Source organism: Caulobacter sp. P1_D6 (genome assembly GCF_056406095.1).
The window spans coordinates 19346-36486 of the sequence record NZ_JBFUAW010000040.1 but is presented as its reverse complement, the minus strand read 5'-3'; the positions used below and the strand labels follow the sequence as shown (position 1 = coordinate 36486).

The 17141-nt window shown below is 68.9% G+C and carries 20 protein-coding genes, 1 other RNA gene and 1 pseudogene; 5 read left to right on the top strand and 17 right to left on the bottom strand.

Annotation, left to right across the window (positions count from 1 at the left end):
- The 6 genes and pseudogenes from AC1DYP_RS20290 to AC1DYP_RS20265 all read right to left on the bottom strand — a co-directional run.
- Positions 1 to 243, bottom strand: a pseudogene (locus tag AC1DYP_RS20290) (serine hydrolase domain-containing protein); the annotation flags it as partial.
- Between the two features lie 118 nt (positions 244 to 361).
- Positions 362 to 1180: a C13 family peptidase gene (locus tag AC1DYP_RS20285; protein WP_477047861.1), complete on the bottom strand. Its 819-nt coding sequence runs from the start codon at positions 1178 to 1180 to the stop codon at positions 362 to 364.
- 7 nt (positions 1181 to 1187) lie between these two features.
- The gene (locus AC1DYP_RS20280) at positions 1188 to 1673 is read right to left on the bottom strand and encodes a PaaI family thioesterase (RefSeq protein ID WP_477047860.1); all 486 of its coding nucleotides are present in this window, start codon (positions 1671 to 1673) and stop codon (positions 1188 to 1190) included.
- A 4-nt stretch (positions 1674 to 1677) separates the two neighbouring features.
- Complete coding sequence (locus AC1DYP_RS20275; protein WP_477047859.1) at positions 1678 to 2163, bottom strand: SspB family protein; 486 nt, start codon at positions 2161 to 2163, stop codon at positions 1678 to 1680.
- Positions 2164 to 2333: 170 nt separating this feature from the next.
- Positions 2334 to 2699, bottom strand: a transfer-messenger RNA (tmRNA) gene (gene ssrA / locus AC1DYP_RS20270).
- A complete protein-coding gene (locus AC1DYP_RS20265) occupies positions 2665 to 2952 on the bottom strand; it encodes an Atu4866 domain-containing protein (protein ID WP_477047858.1) in 288 nt (95 codons plus the stop codon). The genes ssrA and AC1DYP_RS20265 overlap by 35 nt, the downstream gene beginning before the upstream one ends.
- A gap of 368 nt (positions 2953 to 3320) precedes the next feature.
- Between AC1DYP_RS20265 and AC1DYP_RS20260 the strand changes: the two genes are divergently transcribed.
- Both AC1DYP_RS20260 and AC1DYP_RS20255 read left to right on the top strand, forming a co-directional pair.
- The gene (locus AC1DYP_RS20260) at positions 3321 to 4229 is read left to right on the top strand and encodes an AraC family transcriptional regulator (RefSeq protein WP_477047857.1); all 909 of its coding nucleotides are present in this window, start codon (positions 3321 to 3323) and stop codon (positions 4227 to 4229) included.
- 122 nt (positions 4230 to 4351) lie between these two features.
- A complete protein-coding gene (locus AC1DYP_RS20255) occupies positions 4352 to 5014 on the top strand; it encodes an aquaporin (protein ID WP_477047856.1) in 663 nt (220 codons plus the stop codon).
- Between the two features lie 18 nt (positions 5015 to 5032).
- On the opposite strand, the gene AC1DYP_RS20250 is transcribed toward AC1DYP_RS20255, so the two are convergent.
- The 9 genes from AC1DYP_RS20250 to miaA all read right to left on the bottom strand — a co-directional run bounded on the left by AC1DYP_RS20250 (position 5033) and on the right by miaA (position 11464).
- On the bottom strand, positions 5033 to 5473 hold the full coding sequence (locus AC1DYP_RS20250; protein WP_477047855.1) for a hypothetical protein: 441 nt from the start codon (positions 5471 to 5473) through the stop codon (positions 5033 to 5035).
- Between the two features lie 86 nt (positions 5474 to 5559).
- The gene (locus AC1DYP_RS20245) at positions 5560 to 6426 is read right to left on the bottom strand and encodes a hypothetical protein (protein WP_477047854.1); all 867 of its coding nucleotides are present in this window, start codon (positions 6424 to 6426) and stop codon (positions 5560 to 5562) included.
- A 2-nt stretch (positions 6427 to 6428) separates the two neighbouring features.
- Entirely contained in the window at positions 6429 to 6977 is a 549-nt protein-coding gene (ilvN, locus tag AC1DYP_RS20240; protein WP_477047853.1) for an acetolactate synthase small subunit, read from the bottom strand.
- Positions 6977 to 7543 carry a hypothetical protein gene (locus AC1DYP_RS20235; RefSeq protein WP_477047852.1) on the bottom strand — a complete coding sequence of 189 codons (567 nt, stop codon included), beginning with the start codon at positions 7541 to 7543 and terminating at the stop codon, positions 6977 to 6979. Before AC1DYP_RS20235 ends, ilvN begins: the two co-directional genes overlap by 1 nt.
- Before the next feature lie 26 nt (positions 7544 to 7569).
- On the bottom strand, positions 7570 to 9393 hold the full coding sequence (locus AC1DYP_RS20230) for an acetolactate synthase 3 large subunit (protein ID WP_477047851.1): 1824 nt from the start codon (positions 9391 to 9393) through the stop codon (positions 7570 to 7572).
- Positions 9394 to 9500: 107 nt separating this feature from the next.
- A complete protein-coding gene (locus AC1DYP_RS20225; protein ID WP_369744215.1) occupies positions 9501 to 9548 on the bottom strand; it encodes a hypothetical protein in 48 nt (15 codons plus the stop codon).
- Between the two features lie 117 nt (positions 9549 to 9665).
- Positions 9666 to 10148: a CinA family protein gene (locus AC1DYP_RS20220; protein WP_477047850.1), complete on the bottom strand. Its 483-nt coding sequence runs from the start codon at positions 10146 to 10148 to the stop codon at positions 9666 to 9668.
- A gap of 9 nt (positions 10149 to 10157) precedes the next feature.
- Entirely contained in the window at positions 10158 to 10592 is a 435-nt protein-coding gene (locus AC1DYP_RS20215) for a hypothetical protein (RefSeq protein WP_477047849.1), read from the bottom strand.
- Complete coding sequence (gene miaA, locus AC1DYP_RS20210; protein ID WP_477047848.1) at positions 10589 to 11464, bottom strand: tRNA (adenosine(37)-N6)-dimethylallyltransferase MiaA; 876 nt, start codon at positions 11462 to 11464, stop codon at positions 10589 to 10591. Before miaA ends, AC1DYP_RS20215 begins: the two co-directional genes overlap by 4 nt.
- Before the next feature lie 144 nt (positions 11465 to 11608).
- Here miaA and serB point away from each other — a divergent pair, with 144 nt between their 5' ends.
- Complete coding sequence (gene serB / locus AC1DYP_RS20205; RefSeq protein ID WP_477047847.1) at positions 11609 to 12478, top strand: phosphoserine phosphatase SerB; 870 nt, start codon at positions 11609 to 11611, stop codon at positions 12476 to 12478.
- Positions 12475 to 13140, top strand: a complete 666-nt coding sequence (locus AC1DYP_RS20200) for an HAD family hydrolase (RefSeq protein ID WP_477047846.1) — start codon at positions 12475 to 12477, stop codon at positions 13138 to 13140. Before serB ends, AC1DYP_RS20200 begins: the two co-directional genes overlap by 4 nt.
- Here AC1DYP_RS20200 and AC1DYP_RS20195 read toward each other — a convergent pair.
- Entirely contained in the window at positions 13137 to 15491 is a 2355-nt protein-coding gene (locus AC1DYP_RS20195) for a putative bifunctional diguanylate cyclase/phosphodiesterase (protein ID WP_477047845.1), read from the bottom strand. The genes AC1DYP_RS20200 and AC1DYP_RS20195 overlap by 4 nt on opposite strands.
- Positions 15492 to 15495: 4 nt before the next feature.
- Positions 15496 to 16032: a cupredoxin domain-containing protein gene (locus tag AC1DYP_RS20190; protein ID WP_477047844.1), complete on the bottom strand. Its 537-nt coding sequence runs from the start codon at positions 16030 to 16032 to the stop codon at positions 15496 to 15498.
- Positions 16033 to 16289: 257 nt separating this feature from the next.
- On the opposite strand from AC1DYP_RS20190, the gene AC1DYP_RS20185 reads away from it, so the two are divergent.
- A complete protein-coding gene (locus tag AC1DYP_RS20185) occupies positions 16290 to 17135 on the top strand; it encodes a DUF3034 family protein (protein WP_477047843.1) in 846 nt (281 codons plus the stop codon).
- The last annotated feature ends 6 nt before the right edge of the window (positions 17136 to 17141 follow it).

Here is a 17141-nt window from a genome sequence, read left to right as displayed (position 1 = left end):
GCTCGGGGTCGTCGCGGGCGCGGGCGTCGCGGCGGCCGGCACGGCGGGTTGCGGGCGAGGCGCGCGACGGCGGCGGATGGTCGGGGTGTAGGGGATCGGCGCGGACGGGAGGGTGGCGCTCTGCGCCGCCGCCGGCGGCGCGGCGGGGGCGACGTCCTGGGTTTCAGCCATCGTCGCGCCGAAGAGGCCGCAACCGATGATCGCCGCCGAGAGAACGGCCCTGAACGAAAGACGCAGCGTCACGAACAAGACCTCACGGGCTCATGAAAAATAAGGGTGAGCAGACTTCTAGGGCGCCCCGGCCTTGTATCAAAGGGGATGTGACCGGGCGCGGACGTCTTTCCCGTGGACGCTTGATCGCTCAGCGTCGCTTGGAGGGCGCGCCAGGCGGGGCCGAGCCCGGCGGCGGGCGCGGGAAGGCGTACAGCGGCAACAGCGGCCGCAGGCCGGGGCCGATCCACAGCTGCGGCTCCGAGGCCGGCTCGGCCCCGACCTCGCGCTCGCGCCGGGCCACGCAGGCCTGGACCGCCCGGCCCAGGGCGGCGAAGTCGTGGGCGGTCGGCGCCGACGAGAGGAAGCAGTCGTCGAAATAGGGATACTTGTCGTCCTCGCCGCAGCCGAACGAGGTGCGGTCCGGCCGCGCCGCCGTCAGGATCATCCGGTCGTCGTGCTGCAGGGGTTTGACGAAGACGCCCGAGAAGCAGGCCGAGACCACGACGATCGAAGGGCGGGCCGGGCAGGCGTCGTCGATCACCGCCGCCAGCAGGGTGGGCGGCAGGATGTCCTCGTCCAGCACCGCGCCCTCGGGCGCGCCGTGGCTGGTGATGTAGACCAGGCAGCCGGCGGTGTTCTTGGCCGCCAGGTCGCGCAGGCCCGAGTGGATGGCGCGCAGGCCGGTCTTGCCGGGCTTCACGGAGGGATAGCGCTTGGGGCGCACCGAGTATTGACGAACGGCGGCCGGGGTGAAGCCGAACCGCGTCAGGGCCGCGCCGACGTCGCGGCGCGCGTTGTCGAAGGCTTCGGTCGGTTCGCCCGAATGCGCGTGCCAGTCGCCGGCGACGACCACGGCGGCCCAGTTGGCGAAGGAGGGGGCGTCGACGTCCGCGGACTGAGCCCTGGCAGGCAGGACGGCGAGCAGCGGCAGAAGCAAACCCAGAACCAGGCCCGCGATCCGCTGCATGGCCGCCTTACTTCTTGAACTTCGAAAACGGCGTCGGGATCGCCGTGGCGCTGGCCTTGGCCAGCAGCCGGCCTTCGGGGTCGTAGAGTTCGCCTTCCAGGAAGCAGACGGTCTTGCCCCAGCGCACCACCCAGCCGACGCCCTTGAGCGGGCCGGGCATGGCGGGACGCAGGAAGCTGGTCTTCATCTCCAGGGTCGGGACCACGGAGGTCATGCCCGAGGTGATCATGCCGGCCACCGACATGCACTCGTCCAGCATGGCGCAGACGAAGCCGCCCTGGACCTGGCCCATCGGATTGCCGACCGCCTCGACCGAGGGCTCGAAGGCGATTTCGACCCGGCGCTCGGCCTGGCTGACCGACAGCATGCGGAAGCCCAGGGTGCGGGCGCTGCCCGGCGGGTTCTTGGACGCGTGAAAGCGCGCGAGGATCGCCTCGTCCGTCAACGTTTGCGGCGTGTCGGAAGCCACATCGTTTGGGGCGATGTCGCTCACGCGGCTATTTCTTGCGGAACTGGTCGAGGGAGATGATCTTCGGGGCCTCTTCGCCGCCTTCGGTCGTGGCGACGATCTCGGGCTCCGGCTCGGGSTCGGGCGCCTGCGGGGCGATCTCCGGGGCTTCGAACTGCAGGGCGAACTGCACCGACGGATCGTAGAACCGGGTCACCGCCGCGTAGGGCACCGACAGCCGCTTGGGCTGGCCGCCGAACTTCAGGGTCACCGAGAAGAAGGTCTCGCCCGGCGCCAGGTCCCAGTACTGGTGCTGCAGGATGATGGTCATCTCGTCGGGATACTTGCCCAGCAGGTCCTGCGGGCCCGAGACGCCCGCCGCCTGGGTCTTGAAGGTGATGTAGAGGTGATGCGGCTCGGGCAGGCCGCCGGGCGCGGCGGCCTTCTTCAGCGCGGCCTTCACGACGCCACGCAGGGCGTCCTGGGCCATCGCCTCGTACTGCATCAGATCTTCAGGCGGATTGGTCTGGGCCATGCGGTCCATCGTAAAGCGGGAACTGGAACGAAGCGCGGAGAGTAGCGTGTCGCGGGGGAGCGGCAAAGGTGGGATAGGCGTCAATTTTTGGGGAGGGAAAAGTAAGAGGGGCGGCGGCGCCTGCCCCCTCCGTCGCCTTTGGCGACACCTCCCCCGGAGGGGGAGGATTAAGTGGAGGGATTCTGTTGGCAGGCTCCCTCCGGGCCCCGCCTAAGGATCTGAACCCCTAGGACTTAAGAGGCGAGATCACCCGCACCGCATTACGCGGCGATGGCGAACTCTTCAGCGAAGTTATCGTTCGCAGTTAGTTTAGCGGCCCGATACGGTGAGCCACGCCGAGAGAAAGCATAACACCTTTACACGTCTGTCGATGCTGATCGGCCCCATGCATTCCCGTGATAACTCGGGAGGTCTTGGTGGAGCCGCCGGGAATCGCACCCGGGTCCAGTCCGCTTATTACGTGCGCGTTTATCCCCATAGTCCGGGCGAACCCGAACGGACTCAATATAGGGGCTGGGGCTCGCGGATGGAAGGCTGTCGTTGGCCATGGCGGCTGCGACGTTGCGCGCGGGGCGGCGGAGTCAGGCTCAGACGGCCCTCGGTCAGCCGGCCGGCCAGCTGTCCGCCGCCGTCCTCGAACAGGCGCACGTCGTCGCCGACCAGCTCGTAGTGGCCTTCGAACACCAGTTCGCCGTCGTGATGCTCCTCGAACCGGCCGTCGAGGCGAAGCTCCAGGCTCACCGCCCCGTTGGCGCTGGCCCAGACGCCGGAAACGCGGCGGCCGATCAATGGACCGCTCCCCAATGGGCGATTCCTGGGGCGGAGGCGGCGGTGATGAGGGCGGTGGCGGCCAGCCAGGCGGCGACGAACCACCGTGGCGCGGCCTGGGGCCGGCGGGGCGTATAGTTTGTCATGACATCCTCGGGGGCGGACGGCCGCTGCGTCGCTCGGTCCCGGGGCCAGACCCTGGAAAGGGGGCACGGGAAGGGGCGGCGACGGCGGCTTTTGCGGGACACCCCCACCATGACTCATGGATCGCCGTTCGAGATAGACCGATGCTGCCCCTTGATTGCACGATCCTGCACATCACCTCTGGCAGGCGTGACGGGCAGCCCCCGCGGGCGTAGGACAACGTCCATCAGCAAAAGGAAATGTCGATGGTCGAGCAAGGCGAACTCGCCGCGCTGATTGAACGATACGCGCCTCATGACGGCGATCACGGTGTCTGCGACAAGGCTTCGCTCCATCGCGCCAGCCAGCCCACCGAACCCAAGCACGGCGTGTTCGGCGCGGCGGTCTGCGTCGTGGCCCAGGGCCGCAAGCAGGTGCTCAGCGGCGGATCGGTGCTGGTCTACGACCCGCTGAACTATCTGGTCGCGTCGGTCGACCTGCCGGTGATCGGCCAGGTGATCGAGGCCTCGCCGGAAGAGCCCTATCTGTCGTTCCGGATGACCCTGGACCCGGCGGTGATCGGCGACATGCTGCTGCAGCTGGGCGGCGAGCCGGCCCTGGCCCAGGACGCCGGCCCGCTTATCGGGGCCATGGCGGTCAGCCAGGTCAATCCGCCCCTGCTGGACGCGGTGATGCGGATGGTTCGCCTGGTCGACACGCCGCGCGACGCCGCCGTCCTGGCCCCGCTGATCGAGCGCGAGATCCTTTACCGGATGCTGCTGGGCGACCAGGGGCCGCGCCTGGCCCAGATCGCCCGGGCCGACGGCCGCATGCGCCAGGTCAAGCGGGCCATCGGCTGGATCACCCAGCACTTCAACCAGCCGTTCAGCATCGAGGAGTTGGCCGCCGAGGCGCGGATGAGCCCCTCGGCCCTGCATCGTCACTTCAAGGCGGTGACCGCGCTCAGCCCCTTGCAGTACCAGAAGCAGATCCGCCTGCAGGAGGCGCGCAAGCTGATCCTGGCCCAGCGGCTGGACGCCGGTTCGGCCGGCCATGCGGTGGGCTATGACAGCCCCTCGCAGTTCAGCCGCGAATACGCCCGGCTGTTCGGCGCGCCGCCGCTGCGCGACGCTGCCCGCCTGCGGAGCCGGCCCGAGATGCTGCTCGACACCTAGGGCGCGGCTTCGGCCCTCCTAGAGGTTTTTCCCCATTTCTGGCCTCGCCAAAGAAGGACAAGCTCGCCAAGCTCGTTTTTAGGACTTGCCCTCGGGGCGAGCTGGGAAGAGGGAGAGGTCAGATGTCAAAGTTCGTCGCCGAGTTCATCGGCACGTTCGCCCTGGTGCTGTTCGGTTGCGGCGCGGCGGTTCTGGGCGGCGACCATGTCGGGCAGCTGGGCATAGCGCTGGCCTTCGGCTTCGCGATCGTGGCGATGGCCTACGGCATCGGTCCGGTGTCGGGCTGCCACGTCAATCCGGCGGTCAGCCTGGCGGCCTTCGTGGCGGGCCGGATGAGCGCCAAGGAGATGCTGATCTATTGGGCCGCTCAGTTCGTCGGCGCCATCGCCGGCGCCGCGGTCCTGATGTTCATCGCCGGCGGCACGGTCCACGGCCTGGGTCAGAACGGCTGGGGTCCTGGCTACGGCGGCGGCTTCGGCGTCGAGGCCGCTTTTGCCTTCGAGGTGGTGATGACCGCCCTGTTCGTGATCGTCATCCTGGGCGCGACCGGCGCCGACGCCGCCCCGGGCTTCGCGGGGCTGGGCATCGGCATCGCCCTGGCGGTGATCCACATCGTCGGCATCCAGGTGACCGGCGTCTCGGTCAACCCGGCCCGCAGCCTGGGCCCGGCCGTCTTCGTCGGCGGCCAGGCCCTGGCGCAGTTGTGGCTGTTCTTCGTCGCCCCGGCGATCGGCGCGGTGCTGGGCGCGCTGCTCTACCGCTTCAACCTGCTGAAGGTGGGCTGAGGCGCGACGCGGCCCGGCCTAGTGCGGCAGGTCGGCCCAGTTGATGACGACCGAGTTCTTGGATTGGCCGACGAGGGTGAGCTTCTGGCCGTGGTCGTCGCTGAACACGTCGAAGACGTAGCGGGCGCCGTCCGCCTCGACGTTCCGCACGATCCTGCCCGTCCCGTCGAAGGTGACCAGGGCGAACGCGTTGCGGTTGTCGGCGTAGCTGAAGATCCAGGTCTTGTAGGCGCCGTAGTAGATGACCGGGCAGGTCTTGCTGGCCGGCGCGCCGTCGGTCGGCTCGTTGATGCAGGCGGTCTGCAGCCCGGCGGGAATCGACGGAGCCTCCGCGACCGGGTCGAACTTGACCTGGGGCGTGCTCGGCACGGCCTGGGCGTGGGCGGCGGACGTCGCGCTGAGCGCGGCGACGGCGCCAAAAGCGGCGAGCACGGATTTCAGTGAAACGATCTTGGTCATGTCGGCGTCTCCCCCGGACTTATGGCCAAGTTAGATAACGGCGTTATGCCGAGTCTGCAATCGTCGCGCGTGGGCGGGTTGAGGACCTACTTGTCCGGCGGCGCGGGCGTGGCGGTGTCCGGCGGATCGTCCTCGGCCGGCGCGGGCACGGCGGGCGGCTGGGGACGGTTGTTGGTTCCGGGCTTGAGGCGGCCGCCCGACGCGATCAGCGAGTCATAGGCTTTCCGTTGCCGCGAGAAGTCGCCGCCGCGGGCGAACATCGCGTCGAACCGGGCGTCGCGGCCCGACGCCGCCGACAAGGCCGCCGCCAGGGCCGGGGCGATCGAGCCGACCTCGGCGTCGTCGCAGGCCCGGCGCAGGTGGCGGGCCTGACCGGGAACCAGCAGGGTGACGTCCCACGAGACGCCCTCCAGGCACACCGGCTCCACGGCCCCGCCGCCGTAGTCCACGATCACCGAGCGTGGCTGGCTCCACAGCGGGTCGCCGATCAGGGCCTTGAGCGGGGCGACCTGCTGGGTGGCGAGTTCGGCGTCGATGTCGACCCGGCGGCCGATCTCCGGGGTGCAGCAGCCCAGGCCCGCGCGGGCCKGGACGAAGGCGCGGCCGTCGCGGCGCACGGTGACCCGGACCACCGCCTGGCGCACGCCGGTGGCGGGGCGGGCCCAGACCTCGAGCACCAGCTCGCCCGGCTTGATCAACTGGCTCTGCAGGGGCTGCAGGCCCCACAGGCGGTAGAGCAGGGGATCGACGCCGTTGTCGATCGGAACCAACTGCTCGCCCTTGCGCAGGCGGCGGCCCTGGAACGGGTCCTGCTCGGGCGGCGGCTTGGGAATCTCGGGAGCCCACCAGACGACCGGGTCGGGCGGAGGCGGCGGAGCGGCCTGGGGCGCGGGTTGCTGGCCGGCGAGGGGCAGCCCCATCAGGAGGCCGGCCAAAAGCATCGCGCCCGTCATGGCTACATTCCTTCAACACCCCGCTCGATGGAAAGCACGCCGGTGCGCGACAGTTCCACCAGGCCCAGCGGCCGCATCAGGTCCAGGAACTTGTCGATCTTGGACGGCACGCCCGAGATCTCGAACACGAAACTCTCCAGCGTGGTGTCCACCGGCTTGGCGCGGAAGATCTCGGCGATGCGCAGGGCCTCGACGCGGTCGACGCCCTGGCCGCGCACCTTGACCAGGGCCAGTTCGCGCTCGACGCCGTTCGGGTCGCGGGTCACGTCGTGCACGCGGCGGACATTGACCACCTTGTTCAGCTGGGCCTCGATCTGGTCCAGCACCTGGCGCGTGCCGCGGGTGACCACGGTGATCCGGCTGGTGTGGGCCTTGCGGTCGGTCTCGGCGACGGTGAGGCTTTCGATGTTGTAGCCGCGCGCGGCGAACAGCCCGACCACGCGGTGCAGCACGCCCGGTTCGTTGTCGACCAGCAGGGCGAAGGCCGCCGTCTGCTCGACCTGTTCGTTCGGGGCCATGTCGTAGGCGGAGGCGGGTTGGGCGTCGGTCATCACAGTTGGGGCCTTTGCCTCAGGTTGGAAAGTTGCTCGTCGTCGATGTCGCTCAGGATTCTATCCAAGCTTATCCCCTGACCCGCCATGTTGGCATACTCCGAAGCTGGACGATTTCGGCCCACCTCGGCTTGCGCGAAGCTCACGAACGCCCGCACGGCGTTTTCGGCCGCGCCTCTCATCCTCAAGCGCCGATCGTCGTCGGCGTTTTCAAGATTGCAGGCGATCTGGTGCGCGATGACGAGCTGGTCCAGGATGACAGGCCTGAGGCCCTTATAGGCTCGCGGCTTTTCAGCGCCGAAGTCCCGATAGGGCTTGTTTCTGAAGAACAGGCGACCCTGTTCTATCAGGACGCTGGTGTCGAACCTGAGCTTGTCGAGCGCTTCCTCACGGCCCTTGGATCCCAGGATCGTCATCAAGTGCAGGGATTGGAGCGCTTGAATGGAAAGCAAGCTCCAGGCCGTGACTTCATTTCTACGCAAGGAGGCCTCTCGCCATTGAGCGGCGAGAATGAGCAGGCCCATCAGGGCGATAGCCGCCGAAACAACACCTGCGATGGCTTCCATCTCTGGATCCGTTCATTGGCGGTGGTCTAGACCAGCCCGGCCCCCGCCGCGCCGATCACATTCCCGATGTCCTCGACGTCGCCCATGATCATCTCGTTGTGGGCCTTGCCCGAGGGGATCATCGGCAGGCAGTTCTCGTGCTTCTCGACGCGGCAGTCGAAGACCACGACCTTGTCGCTGTTGATCATCTCCAGGATCTTCTCGTCCAGTTCGGCCGGGTCGGAGCAGCGGATGCCGACGGCGCCATAGGCCTCGGCCAGCTTCACGAAGTCGGGCAGGCTGTCGGAGTAGGAGTGGCTGTAGCGCTCGCCGTGCAGCAGCTGCTGCCACTGGCGGACCATGCCCATCCATTCGTTGTTCAGGATGAAGATCTTGACGGGCAGGTCGAACTGGATCGCGGTCGACAGCTCCTGGATGCACATCTGGATCGAGGCCTCGCCGGCGACGTCGATGACCAGGCTGCCTGGATGGGCCAGCTGCACGCCGATGGCGGCGGGCAGGCCGTAGCCCATGGTGCCCAGGCCGCCTGAGGTCATCCAGCGGTTGGGCTCCTCGAAGCGGAAGAACTGCGCGGCCCACATCTGGTGCTGGCCGACTTCGGTGGTGATGTAGACGTCCTTGTCGCGGGTCAGGGCGTACAGGCGCTCGATGGCGTACTGCGGCTTGATGACCGTGTCCGAGCCCCGGTATTTCAGGCACTGGCGGGCGCGCCAGGTGTCGATCTGGGCCCACCAGTCGGTCAGGGCGGCCTTGTTGGCCTGGTGGCCGGCGGCCTTCCAGGCCGCGATCAGGTCCTCGAGGATGCTGCCGGCGTCGCCGATGATCGGCAGGTCGACGCGGACGTTCTTGTTGATCGACGAGGCGTCGATATCGATGTGGATCTTCTTGCTGCCCGGCGAGAAGGCGTCCAGGCGGCCGGTGACGCGGTCGTCGAAGCGGGCGCCGACGCAGATCATCACGTCGCAGTCGTGCATGGCGTTGTTGGCTTCGAACGTGCCGTGCATGCCCAGCATGCCCAGCCAGGCCGGATCGGCGGCCGGGAAGGCGCCCAGGCCCATCAGGGTCGAGGTGACCGGCGCGCCGGTCAGGGCCTGGAACTCGCGCAGGGCTTCAGCGGCCTTCGGACCGGCGTTGATGACGCCGCCGCCGGTGTAGAAGATCGGCCGGCGGGCGCCGGCGATCAGCTTGGCCGCCTCGGCGATGCGGTTCTGGTCGCCCTTGACGCGCGGGTTGTAGGCGTGGGTCGAGGCGACTTCCGTCGGGCCATAATATTCGCCCTTGGCGAACTGGACGTCCTTGGGGATGTCGATCAGCACCGGGCCCGGACGGCCGGTGGTGGCGATCTTGAACGCCTCGTGGATGATCTGCGGCAGATCGCGGACGTCTTTGACCAGGTAGTTGTGCTTGGTGCACGAGCGGGTCATGCCGACGGTGTCGGCTTCCTGGAAGGCGTCGGTGCCGATCAGGTGGGTCGGGACCTGGCCGGTGATGACCACCATCGGGATGGAGTCCATCAGGGCGTCCATGATGCCGGTGATCGCGTTGGTCGCGCCCGGACCCGAGGTGACCAGGACGACGCCCGGCTTGCCCGAGCTGCGGGCGTAGCCCTCGGCGGCGTGGGTCGCGCCCTGTTCGTGGCGGACCAGGATGTGCTGCAGGCGCGGCTCGTGGAACAGAGCGTCGTAGATCGGCAGGACCGCGCCGCCCGGATAGCCGAACAGCACTTCGACGCCTTGATCCACGAGGCCGCGGACCACGATCTCGGCGCCGGTCATGGCGCGCCCTTCTTGAGAAGAGATCGGGACGGTCTGGGCGGGAGCCTGGCTCTCGATGGTCTGATGGGCGGTCATGGGACTGATCCGGGTTGGCAAGCTTGGGTTTGGGGCAGGGTGGAAAAGAAAAAAGGCCCCGAAGGACCTTTTGTGCGCGCGACCGATCTATCAGCGTGACTTCAAGGTCACGCCGTGAACGGCCGCTCCATAAGTACGATCATGGTGTTGCGCACGAGTGTTGCTCCAAATGGATGATTGGGGAATGCCATGCTCGCCGGAGGGCGTCAAGGCGCGGTTTGACGCAAGAAACGACCCGTTGCGCTGGCGCAACGCTGTTCTCGGCGCGAGATTCAGCCCAAGCTTTCCAGCAAGAGGGCAAGAGCATGCTCAGCGAACCGCCGCATGTTGGTCTCGCGGTCGTCCAGGCCCGTCTCGACGGTAAGACTGACCTCCTTGTCCGGGCCGACCACGGCCGAGCAGCTGTGGCCCGCGGCGTCGCCGTAGCGGTTGCCGTCCGGCCCGGCCGCGCCGGTTTCCGACAAGCCCCAGGTCGCCTTCAGGTTCTTGCCGGCCACCCGGGCCAGCAGCACGGCGTAGGGCTCGCTGGCCGAGCGCAGCCCGTCCATGGCCTTCTGCGGGATGTCCAGCAGGGTCAGGCGGGCGCGGGCGGTGTAGACCACGGCGCCGCCGACATAGAACTTCGACGCGCCCGGCACGGCCAGCAGGGCCGCCGAGATCAGCCCGCCGGTCGAGGATTCGGCCACGGCGAGCGTCTCGCCCCGTTCGGTCAGGCGGGCGGCGACGGCGGCGGCGAGGCGGGCGAGTTCGGTCATGGGCGGTCCTCAGTCGGTGTCTTCGCTGAAAGCGAGCTCAGTCAGCTGGCGGCGGGCGCAGGCCAGCTCTTCGGGTGCGGGGTGGAGGCCGCGGGCGGCGACCAGACGGTCGAATTCGGCGGAGAGGTCACGGCTCACGGCCTTGGGGCCCTTCATGACGCCGCCGTCCATGACGGCGACCATGCCGAGGTCGGCCGTGAGGGCGGTGACCGTCCTCGGCCTGCTCCACGCGCAGGTCGACAGGCTCAGTTCCGGTCGCTGGATGCGGGTGTGATCTTCGTCGATCGGGTCCGCCACGCCCACGCCAAGGATCAACTGGCCGTCGGGTCTCTTGTCGAGGGTCATGGCCATCTGGAGATAGCTGGGCCGGGCGTCCGGTTCACGGGTCGCGCAACCGGCCAGGCCCGCCAGGGCCAAGGCGATCAAGATCGAGCGCTGGATCACGGGAGGACCCGTTCCCAGTCCGGGGTCTGGTTTCGGAACCATGTCATCTGGCGCTTGGCGTAGCGCCGCGTCTCCTGCCGCGCCACGTCCAGCGCCTCGTCCAGCGAGGTCTCGCCTCGCAAATGCGCGGCCAGTTCTCGGTAGCCGACGGCCTTGAGGGCGGGGAGGGACGGGTCTAGGCCCCGGGCCTCCATGGCGCGCACCTCGTCCAGGGCGCCTTGCTCGACCATCACGCCCAGGCGGGCGTCGCAGCGGTCGTAGAGTTCGGCGCGGGGTGGGTCGAGCACGAGGCCGCGCCAGGTTCCGGCGGCCAGGGCGGGCTTGGTGTCGGTCTGCCAGGCGGTCAACGACTTGCCGGTGGCGATGGCCACGGCGTGGGCGCGGACCAGGCGCTGGCGGTCGCCGCTCTCGATGCGCTTCTCGGCCTCCGGGTCCAGCTCGGCCAGCACGTCGCGGAACTCGTGTTCGCCCTGGGCGGCGTAGAGCAGGGCCGAGACCTCGCGCTGGGTCTCGGACACCGGCGGCACGTCGGCCAGGCCATGGGTCAGGGCGCGGAAGTACAGGCCCGTGCCGCCGACCACGATGGCGGGACGGCCCCGGGCGGAGATTTCGGCCAGGGCGTGGGTGGCCGCCGTCAGCCAACGTCCGACCGACCAGCCGTCGGCCGCGTCGGCGACGCCGAACAGGTGATGCGGCGCTTGAGACAGTTCCTCGGGCGGAGGGGCGGCGGTCAGCACCGGCAGGCCGGCATAGATCTGCATCGAGTCGGCGTTGACGATCTCTCCGCCGCGCTCGCGCGCCAGCTTCAGGGCCAGGGCCGACTTGCCGCTGGCGGTGGGACCGGCGATCAGGACGATGTCCGCTTCAGGCAATGCTCGATCCAGCGCGCTCAATTACGATCTCGCCTGGGACAAACCACGAAACGCCACGCCAGCGCCATCCTCGCGTCGCATCAGAAGGCGGGAAGGCGGAACCTAGAGGTTGACGCGGGCGGCTTCCTCCAATAGCCGCCCCTCATGCTCGCGATCACCCTCGTCTCGCCCGACCCTGCCGCCCTGGCGGAGGCCGCCGCCGCCGTGCGCGCGGCGCTGGCGATCTCATCCGAAACCGTGCTGGGGGAGGGGGCGCTGGACCTGCTGGCCGATCTGCCTCCAGTCGAGACCCATCAGGCGGTGAAGGCCGCCGTCGGCGAGCTGCCGGTGGACTTCGCCGTCCAGCCGGTCGAGAACCGCAGGAAGCGCCTGCTGATCGCCGACATGGACTCCACGATCATCAACGTCGAATGCCTGGACGAACTGGCCGACTTCGCCGGGGTCAAGGACAAGGTCTCGGAGATCACCGAACGCGCCATGCGCGGCGAGCTGGCCTTCGAGGGCGCCCTGCGCGAACGGGTCGGGATGCTCAAGGGCCTGTCGGTCGACGCCCTGCAGACCTGCTACGACGACCGCGTGAGGCTCAATCCCGGGGCGCGGACCCTGGTGCGGACCATGGCCGAGCACGGCGCCCGCTGCGCCCTGGTCTCCGGCGGCTTCACCTTCTTCACCTCGCGGGTGGCCCAGGCCGCCGGCTTCCACCTGAACCGCGCCAACACCCTGATCGAGGCCGACGGCAAGCTGACCGGCACGGTCGGCGACCCGATCCTCGGCAAGGAGGCCAAGCTGGCCGCCCTGCAAGAGGAAACGGCGGCCCTGGGCCTGACCCCGGCCGACGCCCTGGCGGTCGGCGACGGCGCCAACGACCTGGCGATGATCGAGGCCGCGGGCCTGGGCGTCGCCTATCGCGCCAAGCCGATCGTCGCGGCCCAGGCCCACGCCAAGGTCGACCACGCCGACCTCACCGCCTTGCTCTACTTCCAGGGCTACACCGCCGCGGAGTTCGTCTCGTGACCTTCCCGCGCGGCGTCCAGGCGGTGGTCTTCGACATGGACGGCCTGCTGCTGGACACCGAGGCCGTCTACCAGGCGGCGATGATCGAGGCCGGCCAGGCGTTCGGCATCGACTTCACGGCCGCGACCTACCGGTCGATGGTCGGCAAGACCAATCCGGAGTGCGCGGTGATGCTGCGTGAGCTCTACGGCGAGACCTTCCCCGTCGAGGACTACTTCGCCCGCACCTGGAGCGACGTCGAGATCATCCTCGAGGCCGAGGTGCGGCTGAAGACCGGGGTGATGGAGATCCTCGACTATCTCGACGCCCTGGGCGTGCCGCGCGCCATCGCCACCTCCAACAGCCGCCAGGCGGTGGACCGCTATCTGGGCCGCTTCGACCTGGTGAAGCGCTTCCACGCGGTGGTCGCCAACGCCGACGTTACCCGCCACAAGCCGCACCCGGATCCCTATCTGGAGGCCGCCCGCCGGCTGAACATCCACCCGACCCTGTGTCTGGCCCTCGAAGACTCCCACCCGGGCGTCCGCGCGGCTCACGCGGCGGGGATGATGACGATCATGGTGCCGGACATCCTGGATCCGAACGAGGAGATGCACGACAAGTGCGTGCATGTCGCCGACAGCCTGCACGTGGTGCTGGGCCTGCTGAAGGCGGCGGCCTAGCGCGCCACGCGGCGGGCCTTGCGTTCCGGCTTCGGGGCGGCGTTCGAGGCAGACCAGTCCGCCAGGAAGCTCACCAGCGGCTCCAGCTCCATCGGCTTGGCGATGTGGAAGCCCTGGGCCAGGTCGCAGCCCATCATCTGGAGCATGGCCAGGGCCTCGCGGCTCTCGACGCCCTCGGCGGTGACCTTCAGGCCCAGGCTGTGGGCCAGGTCGATGGTGGACTTGACCAGCAGGGCGTCCTTGACGTCGTTCTCCAGGGACAGCACGAAGGCCTTGTCGATCTTCAGTTCGTCGGCGTTGATCTGCTTCAGATAGGCCAGGGACGACAGGCCCGAGCCGTAGTCGTCGATCGATACGGGGATGCCGGCGGCGGTCAGCTTGGCCAGCACGCCCAGGGCGACGTCCGGATTGCCGATCACGGCGGTCTCGGTGATCTCGAAGCAGAACTGGGCGCCGGCGGCGGCGATCTTCTCGATGGCGCGGTCGGCGAACTCGGCGTCGTCGATCAGGCGGCCGGAGATGTTGATCGAGATGGTCAGGTCGTGGCCGGCCGCGCGCAGGACGCGCTGGTCGAGGATGGCCCGGTCGATCACGCAGTCGGTCAGGGCGCGGATGTGGCCGGTCTCCTCGGCCATGCCGACGAACAGGTCCGGCCGCAGAAGGCCGCGCGTGGGGTGGGCCCAGCGCACCAGGGCTTCCAGGCCGGTGATCTCGCCGCTGCGCAGGTCCAGCTTGGGCTGATGGTGCAGGAACAGGGCGCCGGTCGCGACGCCCTCCAGCATCTCGCTCATCAGGCACAGGTTGCCGGCCGGGTCGCCGTAGGCCACGGCGTCGAAGATCGCCACCTTGCGGCCGCAGGCGCGGGCCTGGTCCAGGGCGATCATCGCGTGCTCGATCAGCCGCGGGGCGTCCATGCTCCCGGCCTCGGCCGCGGCCATGCCGTTGGTCATGTGCACGTCGACCATTTCGCCGCCCAGGCGGACGGGGGCGGCCAGGTCGATCAGCGCCTTCTCGATATGCGGGATGATCTCGTCGGTCAGCGCTGTCAGGTGGGAGACCACGCAGAGGGTCGAGGTCGTCAGGCGGCCGACCACGGCCTCGGGGTCGAGCACCCGGATCCGCGCCCCGATCTCGCCGATCAACTGGGTGAACAGGGCGTAGCCGATCGCGCTACGCAGGACGGTGAAGCGGTCCAGGCCCAGGGCCCCGACCACGACCTGCTCGCCGGGCGCCAGGCGGGCCATGCGCATCTCGATCTCGCGCTCCATGGCCAGATGGTTGGGCAGGCCGGTCTCGGCGTCGCGCAGGGCCAGCTCGGTGATCCGGGCCTCGCGCTCGCGGATTTCGGCGGCCATCAGGTTGAAGCTGTCGGAAAGGCGGCCGATCTCGTCGCTGGAGCGCACGTCGACCTGGGCGGCCTCGCCGCGCCGCAGACGCCGGGCGGCGTCCTCGAGGGCGGCGATCGGCCTGGCGATGTCGCGCGAAAGCGCCCAACTGGCGGCCACGACCAGGGCCGCTCCGATCAGGCCGGCGATCAGCACCCCCGCCATCAGCGGCTGATAGGGCGCCATGGCCAGGGCCATGGGATAGCGCAGGACCAGGGCGGCCGGGGTCTGGCCGTCCAGCGTCTTCAACCGCTTGACCAGCACCAGGTTGTCGCCCGTGGCGGTGCGCAGGCGGGCGGGCGCGGAGGTGCTCTGGCTCATGGCCGTGGCGACGAAGGCGCCCAGCGCCTTGGCGTCGGCGGTCTTGTCGGTGGTCACCCAGGTCTCGCCGCGACGGTCGAACACCTGGGCGTCCAGGCGAATGGCCGCCAGCTGTTCCAGGGCGGTCATCTCGTGGTCGTCGAGGCGGGCGCCGAACACGATCCAACCCGTCAGGTTCGGCGACATCACCGGGGCGGAGACCAACTGGTAGGGCGCGCCGTCGACGATGAACACGCCTTGGGCCCCGTCCTCGTGATCGAGGGCGCTCCACAGCTTGTCGATATCGATCTTGGCCGGATCGGCGCCGACCACCTCGCCGTCGACGTCGACCATGAACGCCAGCTCCAGGCCCATGCGCTGGCGCAGGTTGGTCACGGCCGAGTCCACGGTGGGCGCGTCACGGGTCGCCACGGCGGCGCGGAAGCCGAAGTCGCGCGACAGCAGCTCGGCCCCGTCGCGCAGCCGTTGGGTGCGCAGGGCCCAGACGCTGTCGAACACGGTGCCGGTCGCGGCCAGCTCGGTGCGGACCTGCTGCTGGGCGTTGCCGGCGATGGTCAGATAGACGCTCACCGCGACCAGGCTGAGGGCCAGGGCGAACAGCCCGGCGTAGAGAACGGTCAGCTTGGTCTGGAGGCGCTTGAACATCCGATCAGTGCCCGCCCGGGCGCAGTTCGATCGTCGCGGTCTCGCGCGCCGCGCCGTGCACGGCGGTGAGCGCCAAGGTCTTCTCGTTCTTGGGCGCGCGCAGATAGGGATGCCAGACCCGGGCGACGACCGGACCGTCCGGCAGGCCGTGGACCACGGCCACGCCGTTGGCGTCGCTCTTGGCGGCGTAGGCGGTGTCGACCACCTTGATGAAGCCGACCATCTGGTCGTGGATGTTGCAGCCGATCGCCGCCGCGCCGACCGCCGGCATCTTGACCGAGCGGCTCTCTTCGCGGCCGTACAGCTTCAGCTCGAACCTGTTGCCGCCCGAGAACGAATAGACGTGGTGGCGCACCTTGTCGAAGTTGGGGAACGACACCTCGGCCCCGACCGGCACGATCAGCACGAACGGCGTGAACTGGATGTTCTGCTGGGCGACCCGGTAGGGCCAGTCGAACTTGATGGGGCCCTTGGTGGGCAGGCCGTTCGGATAGACGGTGACGACCGCGTCCGCGACGGGTTTGCCGTCTGGCCCACGCACAGAGACCGTAAGGTCCGCGGCCTGGGCGGATCCCGCGCACAGTGCAACCACGAAGAGTATCGGTGCGATCTTCATGATGCCTGCTTAGCCTTGGCGCCGTGAAGTCCCAGTTAACAGCCGTCGAGCGGTGTTCCAGGCCAAGAGCTGCGACAATTTGACGTACACAAGGTTCCGTAAAGTCTTGCGCCGCATGGTGTTGCTCGAAACCGCTTGGGGGCGTCATGCGATCGAGACTTATGGTGACAGCGGCGAGCGCGATGACGCTGGCGCTGAGCGCTGGCGCGACCTGTGCGGCCGAAGCAGAGCCCGGCGGCAAGCTCTTGCTGACCGGCGGCGTCAGCGCCCTTGAGGGCGGGGCCGGCGGCGGCCTGGCGACCTGGGCCCTGATCGGCGGCAACGAGACCTCGCGCGGCGTCGGCGGCTCGGTCCACGCCACCTATGTGAACGTGCCCGACTACGAACTGCGCTCGGCCGGCGTCACGCTGGGCCTGTTCGACCGGGTCGAGCTGTCGCTGGCCCGCCAGGAATTCGACACCGGCGCGACCGGCGCCAAGCTGGGCCTGGGCAAGGGCTTCACCTTCAAGCAGGACATCGCCGGGGTGAAGGTCCGACTGATCGGCGACGCGGTCTACGACCAGGACAACTGGCTGCCGCAGGTCGCGGTCGGCGCCCAGATCAAGCAGAACAACCAGGACGTCATCATCCACGCCGTTGGCGGCCAGGACGACATGGGCGTCGACTACTACGCGGCGGCGACCAAGCTGCTGCTCGACAAGAGCCTGGTGGTGAGCGGCGCGGTGCGCCTGACCAAGGCCAACCAGACGGGCCTGCTGGGGTTCGGCGGCGACAAGAACGGCGACTACAGCACGCAGGCCGAGGGCTCGGCCGGGTGGCTGGTCTCCAAGCGCCTGCTGGTCGGGGCCGAGTACCGGACCAAGCCCGACAACCTCGGCTTCGCCAAGGAAGACGACTGGGCCGACGTCTTCGTGGCCTATGCGGTCAGCAAGACCCTGTCGGTGACCGCGGCCTATGCGGATCTGGGCGACATCGCCACCTTCAAGAACCAGCGGGGCCTCTACGTCTCGCTGCAGGCCGGCTTCTAGGGATCA